Genomic DNA, 15,973 nt, shown 5'->3' on the forward strand with positions numbered 1-15,973 from the left:
TCTACCCCGAACAACTGTGGGAGCTAGCCTGCTAGCGATGAGGGCATTACAAGCGACACAAGATTCAGCATCTGTACCCGAGCACTTAACGCGCTGCCTGCCTGGGCAACGCGCTTCCATAAAAACAACAGCGAGGTGAAAGCATGTCTGGCAATCGTGGTGTGGTGTATCTCGGCGCTGGCAAGGTCGAAGTACAGAAAATCGACTATCCGAAAATGCAGGACCCACGCGGCAGGAAGATTGAACACGCTGTCATCCTGCGCGTAGTTTCCACCAACATCTGTGGTTCCGACCAGCACATGGTGCGCGGTCGTACCACTGCGCAAACCGGTCTGGTACTGGGCCACGAAATTACCGGCGAAGTCATTGAAAAGGGCAGCGACGTCGAGAACCTGCAAATCGGCGATCTGGTGTCCGTACCCTTCAACGTGGCTTGCGGACGCTGCCGCTCCTGCAAGGAAATGCACACGGGTGTCTGCCTGAGCGTTAACCCGGCGCGTCCCGGTGGCGCATACGGTTATGTCGACATGGGTGACTGGACCGGCGGCCAGGCCGAATACGCCCTGGTTCCATACGCAGACTTCAACTTGCTGAAACTGCCGGATCGCGACCGGGCCATGGAGAAAATCCGCGACCTGACCTGCCTCTCCGACATCCTGCCGACCGGTTATCACGGCGCCGTGACGGCCGGCGTTGGCCCTGGCAGCACCGTATACATTGCGGGCGCCGGTCCGGTTGGTCTGGCAGCTGCCGCTTCGGCGCGCTTGCTGGGTGCGGCGGTGGTGATCATCGGTGACGTTAACACCGTGCGTCTGGCCCACGCCAAGGCCCAGGGTTTTGAAATTGCCGACCTGTCACTCGACACGCCACTGCATGAACAGATTGCCGCACTGCTGGGCGAGCCGGAAGTGGATTGCGCCATTGATGCCGTAGGCTTCGAAGCGCGCGGCCATGGTCATGACGGAGTGAAACATGAAGCTCCGGCTACCGTGCTCAACTCACTGATGGGTGTGGTGCGGGTGGCCGGCAAGATCGGTATCCCGGGCCTCTACGTCACCGAGGATCCGGGTGCTGTGGACGCCGCCGCGAAAATGGGCAGCCTGAGCATTCGCTTCGGTTTGGGCTGGGCCAAGTCCCACAGCTTCCACACTGGCCAGACGCCGGTCATGAAATACAACCGCCAGTTGATGCAGGCGATCATGTGGGACCGTATCAATATTGCCGAAGTGGTAGGGGTTCAGGTAATCAGCCTGGATCAGGCACCGCAGGGGTATGGTGAGTTTGATGCAGGTGTGCCGAAGAAGTTTGTGATTGATCCGCATAAGATGTTTAGTGCGGCGTAATTATTTATGTAGAACAGAAAGCGGCGGCCCTAGGATCGCCGCTTTTTTTTATGAGTGCACATGCTTTCCTGTTTTATTGACTTCTGATTTTTTTAATTTTCTTTTCATAGAATTTTTCGCGTAGATCTTCTAAGGAATTTGGAACGATGCCTTGACTGTATAAGGTCGCATTTGCACGCATGTTGCGACTCACGCGTTTACCAGCATACTGAATCGCGAGGTTTTCAATTGAGGGGAATTCAGCCCCCGCATGTGGGATCTTAGTAAATTTTTTTAGACGCCGAGTGGGTTTGCCAGAAGTTGATTTAATCCAATTCTGAATGTCAGTGTTCGGCCTTCCGCTAGCAATTCTTTCGGGATTGTTCACTGTAAATCGAGAAGCGTTGCTAGAACTTCCTGGGGCGGAATGATTCGGGACTGGAGGGGCGAAGGTGGGGGCGACATTAGTATACGATTTCACACTCGTGTATCCGGATGAAGGGTGCCCTGGAGGGCTTGAACCCATACGTGCTACCTGTGTTCTGGCCAAATTGGAGTGGCTCATTTTAGGGGTTCGAAAACCAAAAAAATTCTTCAAGCCTTTCCATAGATTACCGAAATGTCCAGTCGGATCGACCCGATTCACCGGATCCCCCACGCAATACGCATACGCATTAATCCCACCTTCTCCAAACGGACTCCAACTGTCCGAGCTATTAAAACGCATCAACACAGGGTTAAACGCCCGATAGCCATTACCCAATAAATAATGCCCGGTCACCGGATCCGGTCGTTCCCCGTTGAAATCGAGCAGGCTGAGCAAATCGTTCTGCTGGGGGCGATGGCCATATGGGGTGTAGAACAGGGGACGAGGTCCGGTCGTACCGAGCAGGCTCAATACTGAACGTTGTAGGTCGGAGGTGAGCAGGCGGGTTTCAGATACTCCGTTCTGACGCTGTTGTTGCGCCAATAGCTGATCGTCATGCTGCACGATCGACCACTGCACCGCACCTTGAATCTCGGTGGTCAAGCGGTCCTGGAGGTAGAAGCGCTGGGTGCTCGCTTGTGCCGACAATGTGCAATTGACCAACCTGTCCAGCGGGTCGTAAAGGTATTGGCAGAGGAGTGTTTCGCTGTTTCCAGGCATCGGCTGGTCTCTCGCGGGCGCTATCGATTCAGGGTCTCACTGTGGCGCATTGGACCGCAGTCGCCTACTAACAGAACTGATAGTCAGGGAACCTTGATGCGGTACTTCAAGCAGGAATATGCGGGTGCGGGGCATAAAATATTTAGTGCTACGTATGAAAATGGCGATCTGAGATCGCCATTTTTTGCAACCTGCAACGGGTCGTGGAGATCCTTGCAGTCACGCCCTTTGAGAATTATGCGCACAGATTATTTTTGAGAGGACGCAGCCGACAGTGAAGAGTACTCAAAAGAACATTTTTCCTGTTGGCCGGATTTGCAAGTCTCCACATGTTGGGCGTTCTTGTTGGCAAGGGACGGTTGTTCCTTTACTTCACGCTTCCAAAGAGTATTTTTAGCGGATTCCCAGTCATTAAAGGAGTACAGCGTCAAGCGTGTGAACGCGAGAAACTCGTCTCCCTCATAATCGCAGGACACCACAAACTTGTTGCCTTCCGAGCTGACGTCGCGGTACAGAGCTCCGGTAAACTCAAAGGTCTCGAGGTGATGCTCTTCGGCATAAGGATTAGAGCCAACCCATACACGTTTATCAGGTCCGGGGGCGAAGTATTCATAGCCTCCCTCCTGTTCATCCTTGACTTGCACTATGTCTCGCACCGCCGGACAGGCAGTGCTTGCCGCGTAAGCATTGCCAACGGCCATTAATGTCATGAGTAAACTGGCAGTAATTGTAGATCGCATGATTGACACTCCATTGTTTGGGAGTGTTCATCTTTACGAACTATGGTCTTGAACACTACTGTCACTTCTGATAGTTAGTTGTGGCCTATTGAGTCATGGTTTTTCAGGGGTTGGTCTTGCACTTGCGCTTGATCCCGGTGCGACAAGTTCTGCGGACGCCTGGAAAATGTAGACTTTGTCGAGGAACACATCAACGAAAGCCCGGTCAAAGCCTGCAGCTTTGTGTCCGTTAACCGGGCGCTTTTCATGGCACAAGAGGATGTCTGAATGAAGATTTCACGCGGTTTTGCACTGGCTTCGCTGCTGGCCCTGGCGACCAGCCCGGCCTTTGCGCAGTTCAGCCTCAACGATGCGGCCAATGCAATTTCGGGCATGAACGGCGGCAATGCGGCCACGGCTGCCGCACCGACTTCGGAAACGGCGGACCTGCTGGGTGCGCTCACTCAATTGAACGTGACGCCACAGCAAGCCGTCGGTGGTGCCGGGGCGATGCTGGGGCTGGCGAAGAACCAGCTGAGTTCGACTGATTATTCGGAGCTGGCCAAAAGCGTGCCGGGGATCGACAAACTGTCGGGCGGCGGTGAGCTGGGCGCCCTTGCCGGGTTGCTGGGGTCGTCAGGCAAGGCTGCGGGGCTGGATAACGCCTTGGGCAATGTCAAGGACACCAACGACCTGAACAGTGCATTCAGCGCCCTGGGCATGGACACCGGCATGATCGGCCAGTTTGCCCCGGTAATCCTGCAATACCTCGGTCAGCAAGGTGTGGGCGGCTCGCTGCTGCAAAGCCTCAGCGGGATCTGGGGGGCAGGTACCAGTAGCTGATTCAGCTGAGCTCGGTGCGCAGTGCGTCGATGCGTCGATCCTTTTCGATCCAGAGCTGGTTGACCCAGTTCTGGATTTTTTCACGAAACAGCGGATCGTTTTCGTAATCGCCCTGCCACAACGCCGGGTCCAGTTCGCGGGTCTGAATGTCGATAATGACCCTCGGCACGTTGCCGCTGATCAAATCCCAGAAACCCGGAATCCTCTGCTGCGGGTACACCACCGTTACATCGAGAATGGCGTCCAGCTGTTCGCCCATTGCTGCCAGCACAAAGGCCACACCGCCGGCCTTGGGCTTGAGCAGGTGGGTGAAGGGTGACTGCTGGCTGGCGTTTTTCGCTGCAGTGAAGCGCGTGCCTTCCAGATAATTGACCACGGTGACCGGCTGGCGCTTGAACAGCTCGCACGCCGCCTTGGTGATCTCCAGATCCTTGCCCGCCAGCTCCGGGTTTTTCGCCAGGAACGCCTTGGTGTAGCGCTTCATGAACGGGTAATCCAGCGCCCACCACGCCAGGCCCAGGAACGGTACCCAGATCAGTTCTTTCTTGAGGAAGAATTTGAAGAACGGAGTGCGCCGGTTCAGCGTCTGGATGAGTGCCGGGATATCGACCCAGGATTGATGGTTGCTGATCACCAGGTAGGAAGTATCGCGACGCAGATCGTCACCGCCGCGAATGTCCCATTGCGTGGGGATGCACAGACGGAAAATCAGTTTGTCGATTTCGGACCAGGTCTCGGCGATCCACATCACCACCCATGAGGCGTAGTCGCGAAACCGCCCCGGCAGGACCAGCTTGAGCAGGGCAAACACCATCAATGGCCCGATCAGGGCCAGGGTGTTGAGTAAAAGCAGCAGGGCAACGAAACAGCCGGTGAGCAGGCGGCGCATAAGGAACTCTTGCAAACATTTGGGCGCGCCATGATAAGCAGCTTCGCGCGACAGGCCAAATCGAGTGGTGACGAATGTTTCACTATTACATGGGTATGCTGGGCTGAAATTGATAAGAGTATATGGCTGTGGCGATTGCTCCAGCCTCTTCGCGGGCAAGCCACGCTCCCACAGGGTTTGCGCAGAATCTGTGGGAGCCTGGCTTGCCCGCGAAGCGATTTCAGAAACGAACGAATTGCCAACTGACGGTCTAAAATTGCGCTGCCCATTTTTCAAGGACAATCATTACGTGAAATCCCTCCTTGCACTGCTGTCCCTCATAGCCCTGCCAGTCATGGCCGCCGAACCCACCCTGTACGGCCGTTACGAATACATCGCGCTGCCGGAAATCGGCGGCGAAGTACTCAAGGCGAAAATGGACACCGGCGCCCTGACCGCGTCGCTGTCGGCCAAGGATATCGAGACCTTTACTCGTGACGGCGAGGACTGGGTACGTTTCCGCCTCGCCACCAAGGACGCGAGCAACAAGGTCTATGAACACAAGGTTGCGCGGATCAGCAAGATCAAGACTCGCTCTGAAGAAGATGAGGATGACAATGAAGTGATCGCACCGACCAAGCGGCCGGTGGTGGATCTGGAGTTGTGTCTGGGCAATGTAAAACGCACGGTCGAGGTCAACCTCACCGACCGCAGTAGCTTCAATTACCCGCTGCTGATCGGTGCCAAGGCGTTGCGCGAGTTTGGCGCGGCGGTGAACCCGGCTCGACGCTTTACGGCGGATAAGCCGGATTGTTAATCCAAAAAAAAAGCTGTAGCTGCTCCAAATCGCAGTCATCGCCTGGAGCATCAGGCGTTCCGAATATGGGTAATTTGAGTGTCTGGTGCGGGCGGCTTCGATGCGGCGGCTTTTAGTATGACAAAGTCCCTGTTGCCACCCAGTGTCTCGGTATTTCGTTTGCGTGGTGGTCGAAACCTTTCCGAAGTACTGGCTACCGGTGGAGTGGGGATTTGATTTCCTGTCTTAAGGTGGAGCGAGTCGCGAAATTTGGGATCGCTATGACTTGCCAGTTTCGGGGTTTTTTTTGCAACTCTTGTGGCGCTGTTGGATGAGGTTTCAGGGGGCATGGGCGGATTTTCGATAACCTTTACTGATCCCTTGGCCGTTGAAGGTTCATTTTCCTCCTTGATTACCGGCAGTGATTTTTTATGTACAACTCCACCTTTAGAAACCTTATTTGTTTTCAGCGGTAGCTTTGGTTGAGGTTTGAACATATGCCCGCTTCGGTCATTCCGATTGACCGGCTCACCTGCGCAATAGGCATAAGCATTCAACCCACCTTTGCCAAACGGACTCCAACTATCCGGACTGTTAAACCGCATCAATACCGGATTGAACTGACGATACCCATTCCCCAAAGGATAGTGCCCGGTCATTGGGTCGGGCAATTCGCCGTTAAAGCCAAGCAGGCTGAGCAAACCGTTTTCACTTGGGCGATGGCCGTAGGGGGTATAGGCGAGGTGATGGTGTTGCGTTGCGTCGAGTGCGTTCATCACCGAGCGCTGTTGATCGGTAGCCAGCAGGATTGTTCTGCGTGAAGACGTAGACATGGGTTGAACTCCGATGCTGAATGGCCATGAAAGCGGTCTTTCAGCATCGGAGCTTTTTCGGGCTTTGCCAACTATCAGAACTGCTAGGGTGATGGCGCTTTCTGGGTCAAACCTTCGGCATCGTCGCCAGCATCGAAGGCCGCTGGCTCACCTCGAAATACCACGCCGCCAACTGCGGGTTTGTGTCGCGCCATTGCAGATCCGGATGGCGCAGGTCCACATAACCCAATGCGCAGGCCACGCTGATTGCCGCCACGTCGAAATGGCTGGTCAGTTCGGCGATCGCATCTTTTTCCAGCAACGCCAGGGCACGGCGGATCTTGTCGCGCTGGGCGTCGAGCCATTCGTCCCAGTGCTTTTCCGGGGCGCGGAGAACGAGTTCGTAGCGCACCATCACCGAAGCATCCATGATGCCGTCGGCCAGGGAGGCGAGGGTCAGGCGCCGCCAGCGGGCCGAGCCTTCGCGCGGGATCAGCGGGTTGCCGACGTGCTGCTGGTCGAGGTAATCGAGGATCACCCGGCTGTCGTGAATGATGGTGCCATCGGCCAGGCGCAGGGCCGGGATCTTGCTCAGGGGGTTGTCGTCGATCAGGGTTGAATCCGGGCTGACGGGCGTCAGCACACAGTCTTGCAGTGCCACGCGGTCCTGCTGACCGGTTTCGTGCAGCAGCACCATGACTTTACGAACGAAGGGCGAAAGGGAGTTGTGATACAGGGTCATGCTCGGGGCGGACATGGCGGCGGCTCAGTCGATGGTGGTGTCACGCAGCATAGCGCGTTGATACGGACCTTGTAGGAGCGAGCCCGTCGGATCGCCGCGCCGTCGCGATGGACGTTAACGATAACGCGGGCATTCCGAATGCCCGCGGCGCTCTCGGGTTTTTCGCGAGCAGGCTCGCTCCTGCAGATTCTGCGTTTTAGCTGCTGCAATTAGCACCTACAGGTCAATAGCGCGAAATCAGCGGCGTTGCAGCAGGCCACGCAGGGCAAAGACCGCGGGGATGCCGAGGCCGAGCCAGCTCAGGGCATCCCACAGGCCATCGCCCAGCAAAGCGGCAAACAGCCCCGCTGCGCTGAATAAAGCGATGATGGTGGGCGACTCGAAGACTTTCCAGAAATTCGCTTTCCTGGGTTTCATGCCGGGCTCTCCGCTGTTTCCACGGCAGGCTTCAGGGCTTTACGCCGCACTACCCACAGGTAAACGCCGCTGCCGAGCACGATGATTGTCAGCACATCGAGGGTTGCCCAGAGGATTTTCATCGGCATGCCGCCGTAGTCACCGAAGTGCAGCGGTTGCGACATGCCCATGACGTCCATGTACCACGGCCGTTCGACTACGGCAGTGACTTGCAGGGTGCTGGCATCGATCAGGACCGGGGTCATCAGGTGCGAGGTCAGGTGCGTGTCGCCGTTCATGAACACCGCGTAATGGTGCTCGCTGGAAAAGCGTGTGCCGGGAAAGGCGATGAAGTCCGGCTGCATGTCCGGAGCAGCCTCGTTGGCGATGTCGAACAAGCGGGTCGCGGGCGCCAGTTGCGTCAACGGCGGCGCATCGCGGTACGGCGCAATCATCTCGGTCAGGGCTTCATTGCGCCACGCGGCGATCAGCAAGTCGGCGCAGGCACTGACGACGCCTGTCACGCCAACCACCAGTGCCCATGTCAATGTCACGACGCCAATCAGGTTATGCAGGTCGAGCCAGCGCAGGCGAGTGGATTTGTCCCGGCGCACGGTGGCGAACTTCAGACGGCGCATGAACGGCAGGTACAGCACGGTGCCAGACACGATCGCCAGTACAAACAGTATCCCCATGAACGCCAGCAACAACTTGCCCGGCAAACCGGCAAACATGTCCACGTGCAGGCGCAGCATGACCATCATGAAGCCGCCATTGGCCGACGGCATCTCCAGCGCTTCGCCGGTACGGGCGTCGAGCATGAAGGTGTGGGACAAGTTCGGTTCGGTGCCTGCAGTGGGCGCCATGATCGCTACCACACCGTTGGGTTCATCGTCCTCGAAACCGAAATACTGCATGACTTCGCCGGGGCGATGCTGCTCGGCCGCCTGCACCAGTTGTTGCAGATTCAGACGCGGGGTGTCCGCCGGCATCTCCTTCAACTCGGGGGCATCGCCCAGCAAGTGGTCGATCTCGTGGTGAAAGATCAATGGCAGGCCGGTCAGTGCCAACATCAGCAGGAACACCGTACAGATCAGGCTTGTCCAGGTGTGAATGGCGGACCAGCGGCGAATTGTTTTACTTTTCATTTCATAGCCTTCAGAAAAACCAAAGCCGTCCTCGAAGGACGGCCTGGTCGTTGGGCGTGTCAGCTCAAACCATTACCACTTGTACGTGGCACTGGCGACGACACTGCGCTGGTCGCCGTAGTAGCAATAGAAGCCGTCGCACGTCGAGATGTAATCTTTGTTCAGCAGGTTGGTCGCATTCACTGCCAGCGAGGCGCCTTTGAGGCTGTTGTCCAGGCGACCGAGGTCATAGTGAACCGCAGCATCGAACACGGTGTAGGCGTCGGCCTTACCCAGCCAGGTATTGCCCTGGTCACCATAAGTGTTGCCAGTGTAACGGGCACCGGCACCAATGCCGAAGCCATTCAGTACGCCGTCGTGCCAAGTGTAATCGCCCCACAGCGACGCTTGCTGGTTAGGCATCAGTTGCAGGCGATTGCCCTTGTAAATGCCATCTTGCACTTCTGACTTTGCCAGGGTGTAGGCAGCGGTGATCGAAAGGTTCTCGGTCACGTCGGACACGGCTTCCAGTTCCAGGCCTTTGACCCGCACTTCGCCGGTCTGGCTGGTGACCGTCACGTTACCCACGTTGCTGGTTACGGAGACGTTCTTCTGGGTCAGGTCATAAACGGCGGCGGTCAGCAGGGTGTTGCTACCCGGCGGTTGGTACTTGATGCCCAGTTCCCATTGCTTGCCTTCGGTGGGCTTGAACGATTCGGTTGGCGAAGCTGTAGCGTTGCTGGTCGGCTGGAACGACTCGGCGTAAGACAGGTAGGGTACGAAGCCCGAGTCGAACACATAGCTGATGGCCGCGTTGCCGCTGAATTTCTTGTCTCGCTCGGTGTTGGTCGCATCGCCTTTATTGAGGAACCTGGTGCCGGTATGGACCCAGTCTTCACGACCGCCCAGGGTCAGGCGCCATTGGTCGAGGGCCATCTGGTCCTGGACATACAGACCGGTCTGGTAGGTTTTCTGATTGTAGTCGTAGAACGCGGTGGAGCGTGCCGGGCGCTCGATCGGCAAGCCATGGATCGGGTCGTTGACGTTGATCGGCGGTGCGGAACCGAAGATCGAGAGGTAGTTGGTGTTAGTACGCTGATGGTCCAGGCCAAGCAGCAGGGTGTGATGGACATCACCGGTGGCGAAGTCGGCCTGGAAATTGTTGTCCACGGCGAACTGGCTGATGTCTTCGTCGACATTGGTGGTGCCGCGACCGGTATTGCCCTGATCGTCGACAAAAAAACCGGGTGTGGGGGGGAAGTAGCTGTTGACAGTAACCGCCTGGAACGACAGATCCGACTTGGTATAACGCAGGTTCTGGCGGAACTGCCAGACATCGTTCAGGCGATGCTCGAAGGCATAGCCCAGAGCGTAGTAAGTGCGGTCGTAATAGTCGTAGTCCGGATCGCCCAGGTTCTTGTGGTGGGAGATATCGCCGAACGGCATGTCGATCTTGGTGCCCTGGATCGGGTAGAACTGGCTGGTGATCCCGGTATCGTCACGGGTGAACTGGGTCAGCAGGGTAAACTTTGTGTCTTCGCTGATGTTCCAGGTCAGGCTCGGCGCAATGTTGTAGCGCTTGTCGTCGATATGGTCGATGGGGGTTCCGCCATCGCGCAGCACGCCACTGAGGCTGTACAGGAACTGGCCTTCATCGTCGATTTTGCCGGTGCTGGCGAAGTTGATCTGGCGATGATTGTCACTGCCGTATTGCAGCTGGATTTCGTTGCTGGACTCTTCGCTTGGGCGGCGGCTGACCATGTCCAGCAGACCGCCCGGCGGGGTCTGGCCGTATACGGACGAAGCCGGGCCACGCAGCAGGGCCAGACGGTCGAGGTTCCAGGTTTCCTGTTTCGGGTTGGCGTACACGCCTTTTGGCAGTGGCAGGCCATCGAGGAACTGGGTCGGTTCAAAGCCGCGTACACGCAACCAGTCGGCGCGGGTGTCGCTGCCGTAGCTGCTGGCGGTGATGCCGGGCAAATAGCGTACGGCGTCATCAAGGGTGTGCGCGTTCCGGTCGTCCAGCTGCTGGCGGGTGACGACCGAAATGGAGCGCGGTGCTTCGACCAGCGCGGTGTCGGTCTTGGTGCCGGCGGCGGTGCGCTTGGCGACGTAACCTTGCACCGGCCCCCATGCGCTTTCGCTGTCTTCCACACCAATCACGCTGGTCGCCGGCAGGTCCAGCACGCCCTCGGGTACCGCCGCCAGGCTATAGGTGCCGGCACTGCTTTGTTCCAGTTGCAGACCGGTGCCGCGCAAGGCTTCGCGCAGGGCGCCGGGAGCATCGAATTGGCCGTTGACCGGGGCCGAAGTCTTGCCTGCGGCCAGCGACGGGTTCAGCGACAGGGCCAGGCCTGCCTGGCTGGCGATCTGGTTCAGGGTGCTGGCCAATGGCGCAGCCGGCAGGCTGTAGGCGCGAACGCTCGACGCCTGCTCGGCGGCGACCAGATGGCTGCTGGCCAGAGGGGTGCAAAGTGCAATGGCAACCGCCAGCAAACTGGGGCGCAACAAGGTGTCTAGCGAGCGGGACATATAGCGGCTCCTGAAAGGGAATACTTCTCAATTGCCTAGGTGCCGAACGAGAATCAAAAAGTGATAGGGCTGGATGAAAATAATTTCGATTTATCAATTGGGTCCGTGAAAGCGTCGGCTCGGGCTCTGCGTCTTTCAGGGTTTGGCATCCACCCTGGCCGCCACCGTCACCCACCATTGCGTGTGCTGCTCGATCTGCACCGGCAAGGTCGGCAGCAGGGTATTGAGCGCCAGGTCGGTGTCGTGCAGCGGGAAGCTACCGGTAATCCGCAGGTCAGCCACTTGCGGTGCGACACCCAGATGTCCGGGTCGATAACGACCGATCTCACGGACCAGATCTTCCAGTCGCGCGTTGTCCACCACCAACATGCCGCGAGTCCAGGCATCGGCGCCCATGTTCACCGCCAGAATCGGCCCCAGGCCGTTGTTGCGGATCAGTACTTGCTGGCCTTCACGCAGGATCTGTTCCTGCGGGCTGGCTTCGGCATGAGCGGCCACCGCCGACTGCAGAACGCTTAAGCGCGTGCCTTGCTCTTCGCGCTTGACCAGGAAGCGCGTCCCCAGCGCGCGCATGCTGCCCTCGCGGGTTTCGACGATGAACGGCCGAGGATCGCCATGACCGGTTTCGACGAGGATTTCGCCTTCCTGAAGGACGATCAACCGCTGCCTGGCATCGAAGCGCACGTCCAGGGCACTGTGGGTGTTGAGGTTGATCAGCGTACCGTCGCTCAGGCGAAGGGTGCGCTGTTCTCCGGTCGCGGTGCGCTGGTCGGCCAGCCAATAGTCGAGTGGCAAGTAATGTTCACCGGCGAACAGCGCCAGGCCGATCACCGCAACGACACTGGCCACACCACTGCCAAGCTTGCGCACGCGCCGACGAATGCCTTCACGCGATTGCAGCAGGGCGGCGCGGGCCGGGCCGCTGGCGACGCTGAAACGCTGGTCGAGCATGCCCAACTGGCGCCAGGCGCGAGCGTGTTCTTCGTGGGCGGCGTGCCATTTTGCGAACTCTGCGCGCTGCACCGGGTTGGCGCCGTCCATGGACAGTTGCCAGGCGATCGCGGCATCCAGTACTTGCGCCGAAACCGGCTTGGAACGGGTCGGGCTCATGTCGGCTCACCGTACAGCGCGATGTAGCACTGGCGCATACCTTGCGCCAGGTACTGCCGCACACGAGGCACCGACACACCCAGGCGTTCAGCGATTTCGGCGTGGCCCAGACCGTCAAGGCGGTTGTAAAGGAACGCCGCCCGGGCTTTGCTCGAAAGCGTGCCGAGCAGGTGGTCGATGTTTTTCAGGTCTTCGAGGATCATTTGCTGTTCTTCCACCGACGGCTGCTCGGCTTCGGGGATCAGCATCAATTCGGTGAGGTAGGCCTGCTCCAGTGCGGCACGACGGAAATAGTCGAACAGTAGCCCCTTGGCAATCGCTACCAGGAACGCCCGCGGCTCGCGCGGCGCCTTCAGTTCCTCACGGCCCAGCAGGCGCACGAAAGTGTCCTGGCTGAGGTCTTCGGCCCGTTGCGGGCAGGCAACGCTGCGTCGAAGCCAGGCCAAAAGCCAGCCACGATGGTCGCGATACAGCGCACCGACGAGCTCACTTTGGGGGCTTGGGACTGACGACACGCAGTATCACCGATTGGGAAATTTTAACTAACGAGAATTGTTCGCGATTGTCGCAGAGGCGAAGATTGTACGCAATTGGCGCTGGTCGGGCAGGCGTTTACGCCTCGCAATTGACGCAAATCCTGTAGGAGCGAGCATGCTCGCGAAAAACCTGAGGGCGCCGTGGGCGTCCAGGATGCCCGCGTTATCGTTGACGTGTATCGCGACGGTGCGGCGATCCGCCAGGCTCGCTCCTGCAGGACATCGGCAGCGATCAAAAAGAATGCGTATGTTGGCGGCGCTTCCACTGATTGAGCCGCTGTTGCAGATTCAACGGACTATGAATCTGTTGCTGGCGCGCCCGGCTGAACAGAATCAACGCCAGTTCGGCGGTGGCCAGGGCATCGGCGCTGGCGTTGTGGCGCTCGAAGACTTGCAGTTTGAACCAGTCGATCCATTCATCCAGACCGGCCTCGCGAATGTTGGCCTGAGGGCACAACAGCGGGGCGATGTCCGCTACGTCCAGGAACGGATGCTGCAACTTGTAGCCCAGGTGGTCCTTGAGTGCGCGGCCGAGCATGTGCTGGTCGAAGGGAGCATGAAAGGCCAGTACCGGGCTGTCCCCGACGAACTCCATGAACTCCAGCAATGCCTCGGCAGGGGCGCTTCCAGCAGCTATCGCGCTGGGGCCAAGACCATGAATCAGCACACTGGGGCCCAGCTTGCGTTCGGAGCATTGCAGGGTGCGTTCGAACTGTTGGCTGAAGTCGATCGCACCGTCCTCGATCACCACCGCGCCGATTGACAGTACTCGGTCCCTGTTCAGGTTCAGTCCGGTAGTTTCCAGATCGAGAACCACCCAGCGCTGTTCACGCAGGCTGCACTCACTTAACCCGCTCGCCGCTGGCAAGCGCTGTAGACGTTGTTGCAGATCACCGGACAGGATCGGGCCGCCAGGGCGTAACCATGAGAACAGGCTCATAGCTGATACCGCAGCGTCAGACTGCTTTGCAGGCGTTGAGCCTGGCGCAGGGACTCACGCAGGATTCGTCGATCCAGGTGGTTGAGGCTGTCAGGATCGACCCGGTTGGAGTAGGGCAGATTCTCCCGGGTCTGTAGCTGGTGTTGCTGCATGCGGGTTTGCTGAATGAAATGATAGGCCTCTTCGTAGGCAGCGCCATCGAGCGGCTCAATGACCTCTTTGGCCACCAATTGACGAAAACGCTCCAGCGTATTGTTGGCCTCGATACCGTGGGCCAAAGCCAGTAGCCGCGCCCCGTCGACGAAGGGTGTCAGGCCTTGGGTTTTCAGGTCCAGCGTGGCTTTTTCGCCATTTTTGCGCGCCAGCACGAATTCGCGGAATCGCCCTACGGGCGGGCGATTGCGCAGCGCATTCTCGGCCATCATGCGCTGGAACAAGCGGTTGTCGCCGACCTGATCAAGAATTGCGCGACGCAACTGTTCGCAACCTTGCTCGCTGCCCCAGACCACGCGCAAATCGAAATAGATACTCGAACCCAGCAGGTTCTCCGGTGTGGCCTCCCGGATAAACGCGGCAAAACGTCGTGCCCATTCAGCCCTGGACAAACATAGCTCGGGGTTGCCCGCCATGATGTTGCCCTTGCACAGGGTAAAGCCGCACAGCGCCAGGCTTTGGTTGATCTGATGGGCGATTGGCAACAGCTTGCCGCGCACCTCGGCGGCATGCGCCGCGTCACGGGCTTCGAACAGAATGCCGTTGTCCTGGTCGGTGTGCAGCGTCTGTTCGCGCCGTCCCTCGCTGCCGAAACACAGCCAGCTGAATGGAATGCCAGGGTCGCCTTTCTCGGCCAGGGTCAGTTCGATCACCCGGCACACGGTGTGGTCGTTGAGCAGGGTGATGATGTGTGTGATCTGGGTCGAAGACGCACCGTGGGCGAGCATGCGTTCCACCAGTTGGCCGATCTCGCCGCGCAGCAGCACCAGGTTTTCCACCCGTGGAGCATTGCGAATGGTGCGCGCCAGGTGCACCAGGTCGACCCGTTGCAGGGAAAACAGGTCGCGCTCCGAAACCACGCCACACAGGCGTTGATCCTTGACCAGGCAGACGTGGGCGATATGCCGCTCGGTCATGGCAATCGCGGCATCGAAGGCGCTGTGGTCCGGCGACAGGAAGAACGGCGACGGGGTCATGTGCCGTTCGATGGCTTCACTGAAATCAGCGGTGCCGTTGGCGACCACGTGACGCAAGTCGCGCAGGGTGAAGATCCCCAGCGGTGCTTTATGTTCATCGACCACCACGATGCTCCCCACCTGCTGCTCATGCATCAGCGTCACGGCTTCTCGCACAGGGGTGGCCGGGCTGCAGCTCACCGGATGACGCATGGCCAATTCACCCAGGCGGGTATTGAGCGAGTACTGGGTGCCGAGGGTCTCCACGGCTTTCTGCTGGACTTGCTGGTTGACCTGATCGAGCAGGCTGCTCACGCCGCGTAGGGCAAAGTCGCGAAAAGTGCTGGAAAGGGCGAACAGTTTGATGAACGCGAGCTTATTAAGCTGTAGGCAAAAGGTGTCTTCGGCGGCGAGATGTTCGGTGCGGGTAGCCCGTTCACCCAGTAACGCGGCGAGGGGAAAACACTCGCCGGTGGTGATTTCGAAAGTGGTTTCCGTACCCCCCCTGGCCGTGTGCGGGCGTTCGCCGACGACTCGACCCTGTTTAACGATGTAAAAGTGTTCAACCGGGCCGTCGGCGGGCTTGATGATGCTCTCGCCAGGGGCATAAAAACGCAGCTGACACTGTTCCACCAGATAGGCCAGGTGCCCATGCTCCATCTGATTGAAGGGCGGGAAGCGCTGAAGGAATTGCAAAGTGCCCTGGATGTTCTGCAACACCGCGGTTTTCCCTGCCTGTGTGAAGGCGTCCGCTTTACTCATAACCATTACCGCAGTCTTTTTTCGATTTATTGTTGTCGGATGACTCCGTCATGGTCGACCTCCAGGGCCGGAATGCCCATTGGACGTAAGTCTATCTAGGCACCAGGTGCGATGAAGTCGGAAAAACCTTACGTCATTGAAAGAAAAACCGC

Annotated in this window: 15 protein-coding genes; 3 read left to right on the forward strand and 12 right to left on the reverse strand. The window is 58.4% G+C overall.

Annotation, left to right across the window (positions count from 1 at the left end):
* Positions 1-143 precede the first annotated feature (143 nt).
* Positions 144-1,343, forward strand: a complete 1,200-nt coding sequence (gene fdhA / locus KW839_RS05835; RefSeq protein WP_060542324.1) for a formaldehyde dehydrogenase, glutathione-independent — start codon at positions 144-146, stop codon at positions 1,341-1,343.
* Positions 1,344-1,416: 73 nt separating this feature from the next.
* Here the strand turns inward: fdhA and KW839_RS05840 are convergent, their stop codons facing one another.
* Both KW839_RS05840 and KW839_RS05845 read right to left on the reverse strand, forming a co-directional pair.
* Positions 1,417-2,469, reverse strand: coding sequence for an RHS repeat-associated core domain-containing protein (locus KW839_RS05840; RefSeq protein WP_218423689.1), 1,053 nt, complete (start codon positions 2,467-2,469; stop codon positions 1,417-1,419).
* 248 nt (positions 2,470-2,717) lie between these two features.
* Positions 2,718-3,209 carry a DUF3757 domain-containing protein gene (locus KW839_RS05845; protein ID WP_218423690.1) on the reverse strand — a complete coding sequence of 164 codons (492 nt, stop codon included), beginning with the start codon at positions 3,207-3,209 and terminating at the stop codon, positions 2,718-2,720.
* Positions 3,210-3,476: 267 nt separating this feature from the next.
* Here KW839_RS05845 and KW839_RS05850 point away from each other — a divergent pair, with 267 nt between their 5' ends.
* Positions 3,477-4,031 (forward strand): DUF2780 domain-containing protein, encoded by a 555-nt coding sequence (locus tag KW839_RS05850; protein ID WP_218423691.1) that lies wholly within the window; start codon positions 3,477-3,479, stop codon positions 4,029-4,031.
* Position 4,032: 1 nt separating this feature from the next.
* Here KW839_RS05850 and KW839_RS05855 read toward each other — a convergent pair whose 3' ends face one another.
* Entirely contained in the window at positions 4,033-4,920 is an 888-nt protein-coding gene (locus KW839_RS05855) for an acyltransferase (RefSeq protein ID WP_218423692.1), read from the reverse strand.
* Between the two features lie 289 nt (positions 4,921-5,209).
* On the opposite strand from KW839_RS05855, the gene KW839_RS05860 reads away from it, so the two are divergent.
* Positions 5,210-5,716: an ATP-dependent zinc protease gene (locus tag KW839_RS05860; protein WP_060542320.1), complete on the forward strand. Its 507-nt coding sequence runs from the start codon at positions 5,210-5,212 to the stop codon at positions 5,714-5,716.
* Between the two features lie 50 nt (positions 5,717-5,766).
* Here the strand turns inward: KW839_RS05860 and KW839_RS28040 are convergent, their stop codons facing one another.
* From KW839_RS28040 to KW839_RS05905, 9 genes are all read right to left on the reverse strand, one after another.
* The gene (locus KW839_RS28040; RefSeq protein ID WP_371318045.1) at positions 5,767-6,528 is read right to left on the reverse strand and encodes an RHS repeat-associated core domain-containing protein; all 762 of its coding nucleotides are present in this window, start codon (positions 6,526-6,528) and stop codon (positions 5,767-5,769) included.
* A gap of 106 nt (positions 6,529-6,634) precedes the next feature.
* Positions 6,635-7,264: a glutathione S-transferase gene (locus KW839_RS05870; protein WP_218423693.1), complete on the reverse strand. Its 630-nt coding sequence runs from the start codon at positions 7,262-7,264 to the stop codon at positions 6,635-6,637.
* A 222-nt stretch (positions 7,265-7,486) separates the two neighbouring features.
* Complete coding sequence (locus KW839_RS05875; protein ID WP_060542317.1) at positions 7,487-7,666, reverse strand: hypothetical protein; 180 nt, start codon at positions 7,664-7,666, stop codon at positions 7,487-7,489.
* The gene (locus KW839_RS05880; RefSeq protein WP_218423694.1) at positions 7,663-8,793 is read right to left on the reverse strand and encodes a PepSY domain-containing protein; all 1,131 of its coding nucleotides are present in this window, start codon (positions 8,791-8,793) and stop codon (positions 7,663-7,665) included. The genes KW839_RS05875 and KW839_RS05880 overlap by 4 nt, the downstream gene beginning before the upstream one ends.
* Before the next feature lie 72 nt (positions 8,794-8,865).
* The gene (locus KW839_RS05885; RefSeq protein ID WP_060542315.1) at positions 8,866-11,304 is read right to left on the reverse strand and encodes a TonB-dependent siderophore receptor; all 2,439 of its coding nucleotides are present in this window, start codon (positions 11,302-11,304) and stop codon (positions 8,866-8,868) included.
* A 135-nt stretch (positions 11,305-11,439) separates the two neighbouring features.
* On the reverse strand, positions 11,440-12,414 hold the full coding sequence (locus KW839_RS05890; RefSeq protein WP_218423695.1) for a FecR domain-containing protein: 975 nt from the start codon (positions 12,412-12,414) through the stop codon (positions 11,440-11,442).
* Positions 12,411-12,929: an RNA polymerase sigma factor gene (locus tag KW839_RS05895; RefSeq protein WP_218423696.1), complete on the reverse strand. Its 519-nt coding sequence runs from the start codon at positions 12,927-12,929 to the stop codon at positions 12,411-12,413. Before KW839_RS05895 ends, KW839_RS05890 begins: the two co-directional genes overlap by 4 nt.
* Positions 12,930-13,182: 253 nt before the next feature.
* Positions 13,183-13,890: a PolC-type DNA polymerase III gene (locus tag KW839_RS05900; protein ID WP_060542312.1), complete on the reverse strand. Its 708-nt coding sequence runs from the start codon at positions 13,888-13,890 to the stop codon at positions 13,183-13,185.
* The gene (locus KW839_RS05905) at positions 13,887-15,827 is read right to left on the reverse strand and encodes a putative nucleotidyltransferase substrate binding domain-containing protein (protein ID WP_218423697.1); all 1,941 of its coding nucleotides are present in this window, start codon (positions 15,825-15,827) and stop codon (positions 13,887-13,889) included. The genes KW839_RS05900 and KW839_RS05905 overlap by 4 nt, the downstream gene beginning before the upstream one ends.
* Between the last annotated feature and the right edge of the window lie 146 nt (positions 15,828-15,973).

This window comes from Pseudomonas sp. PDM31 (assembly GCF_019218965.1).
Classification (GTDB): domain Bacteria; phylum Pseudomonadota; class Gammaproteobacteria; order Pseudomonadales; family Pseudomonadaceae; genus Aquipseudomonas.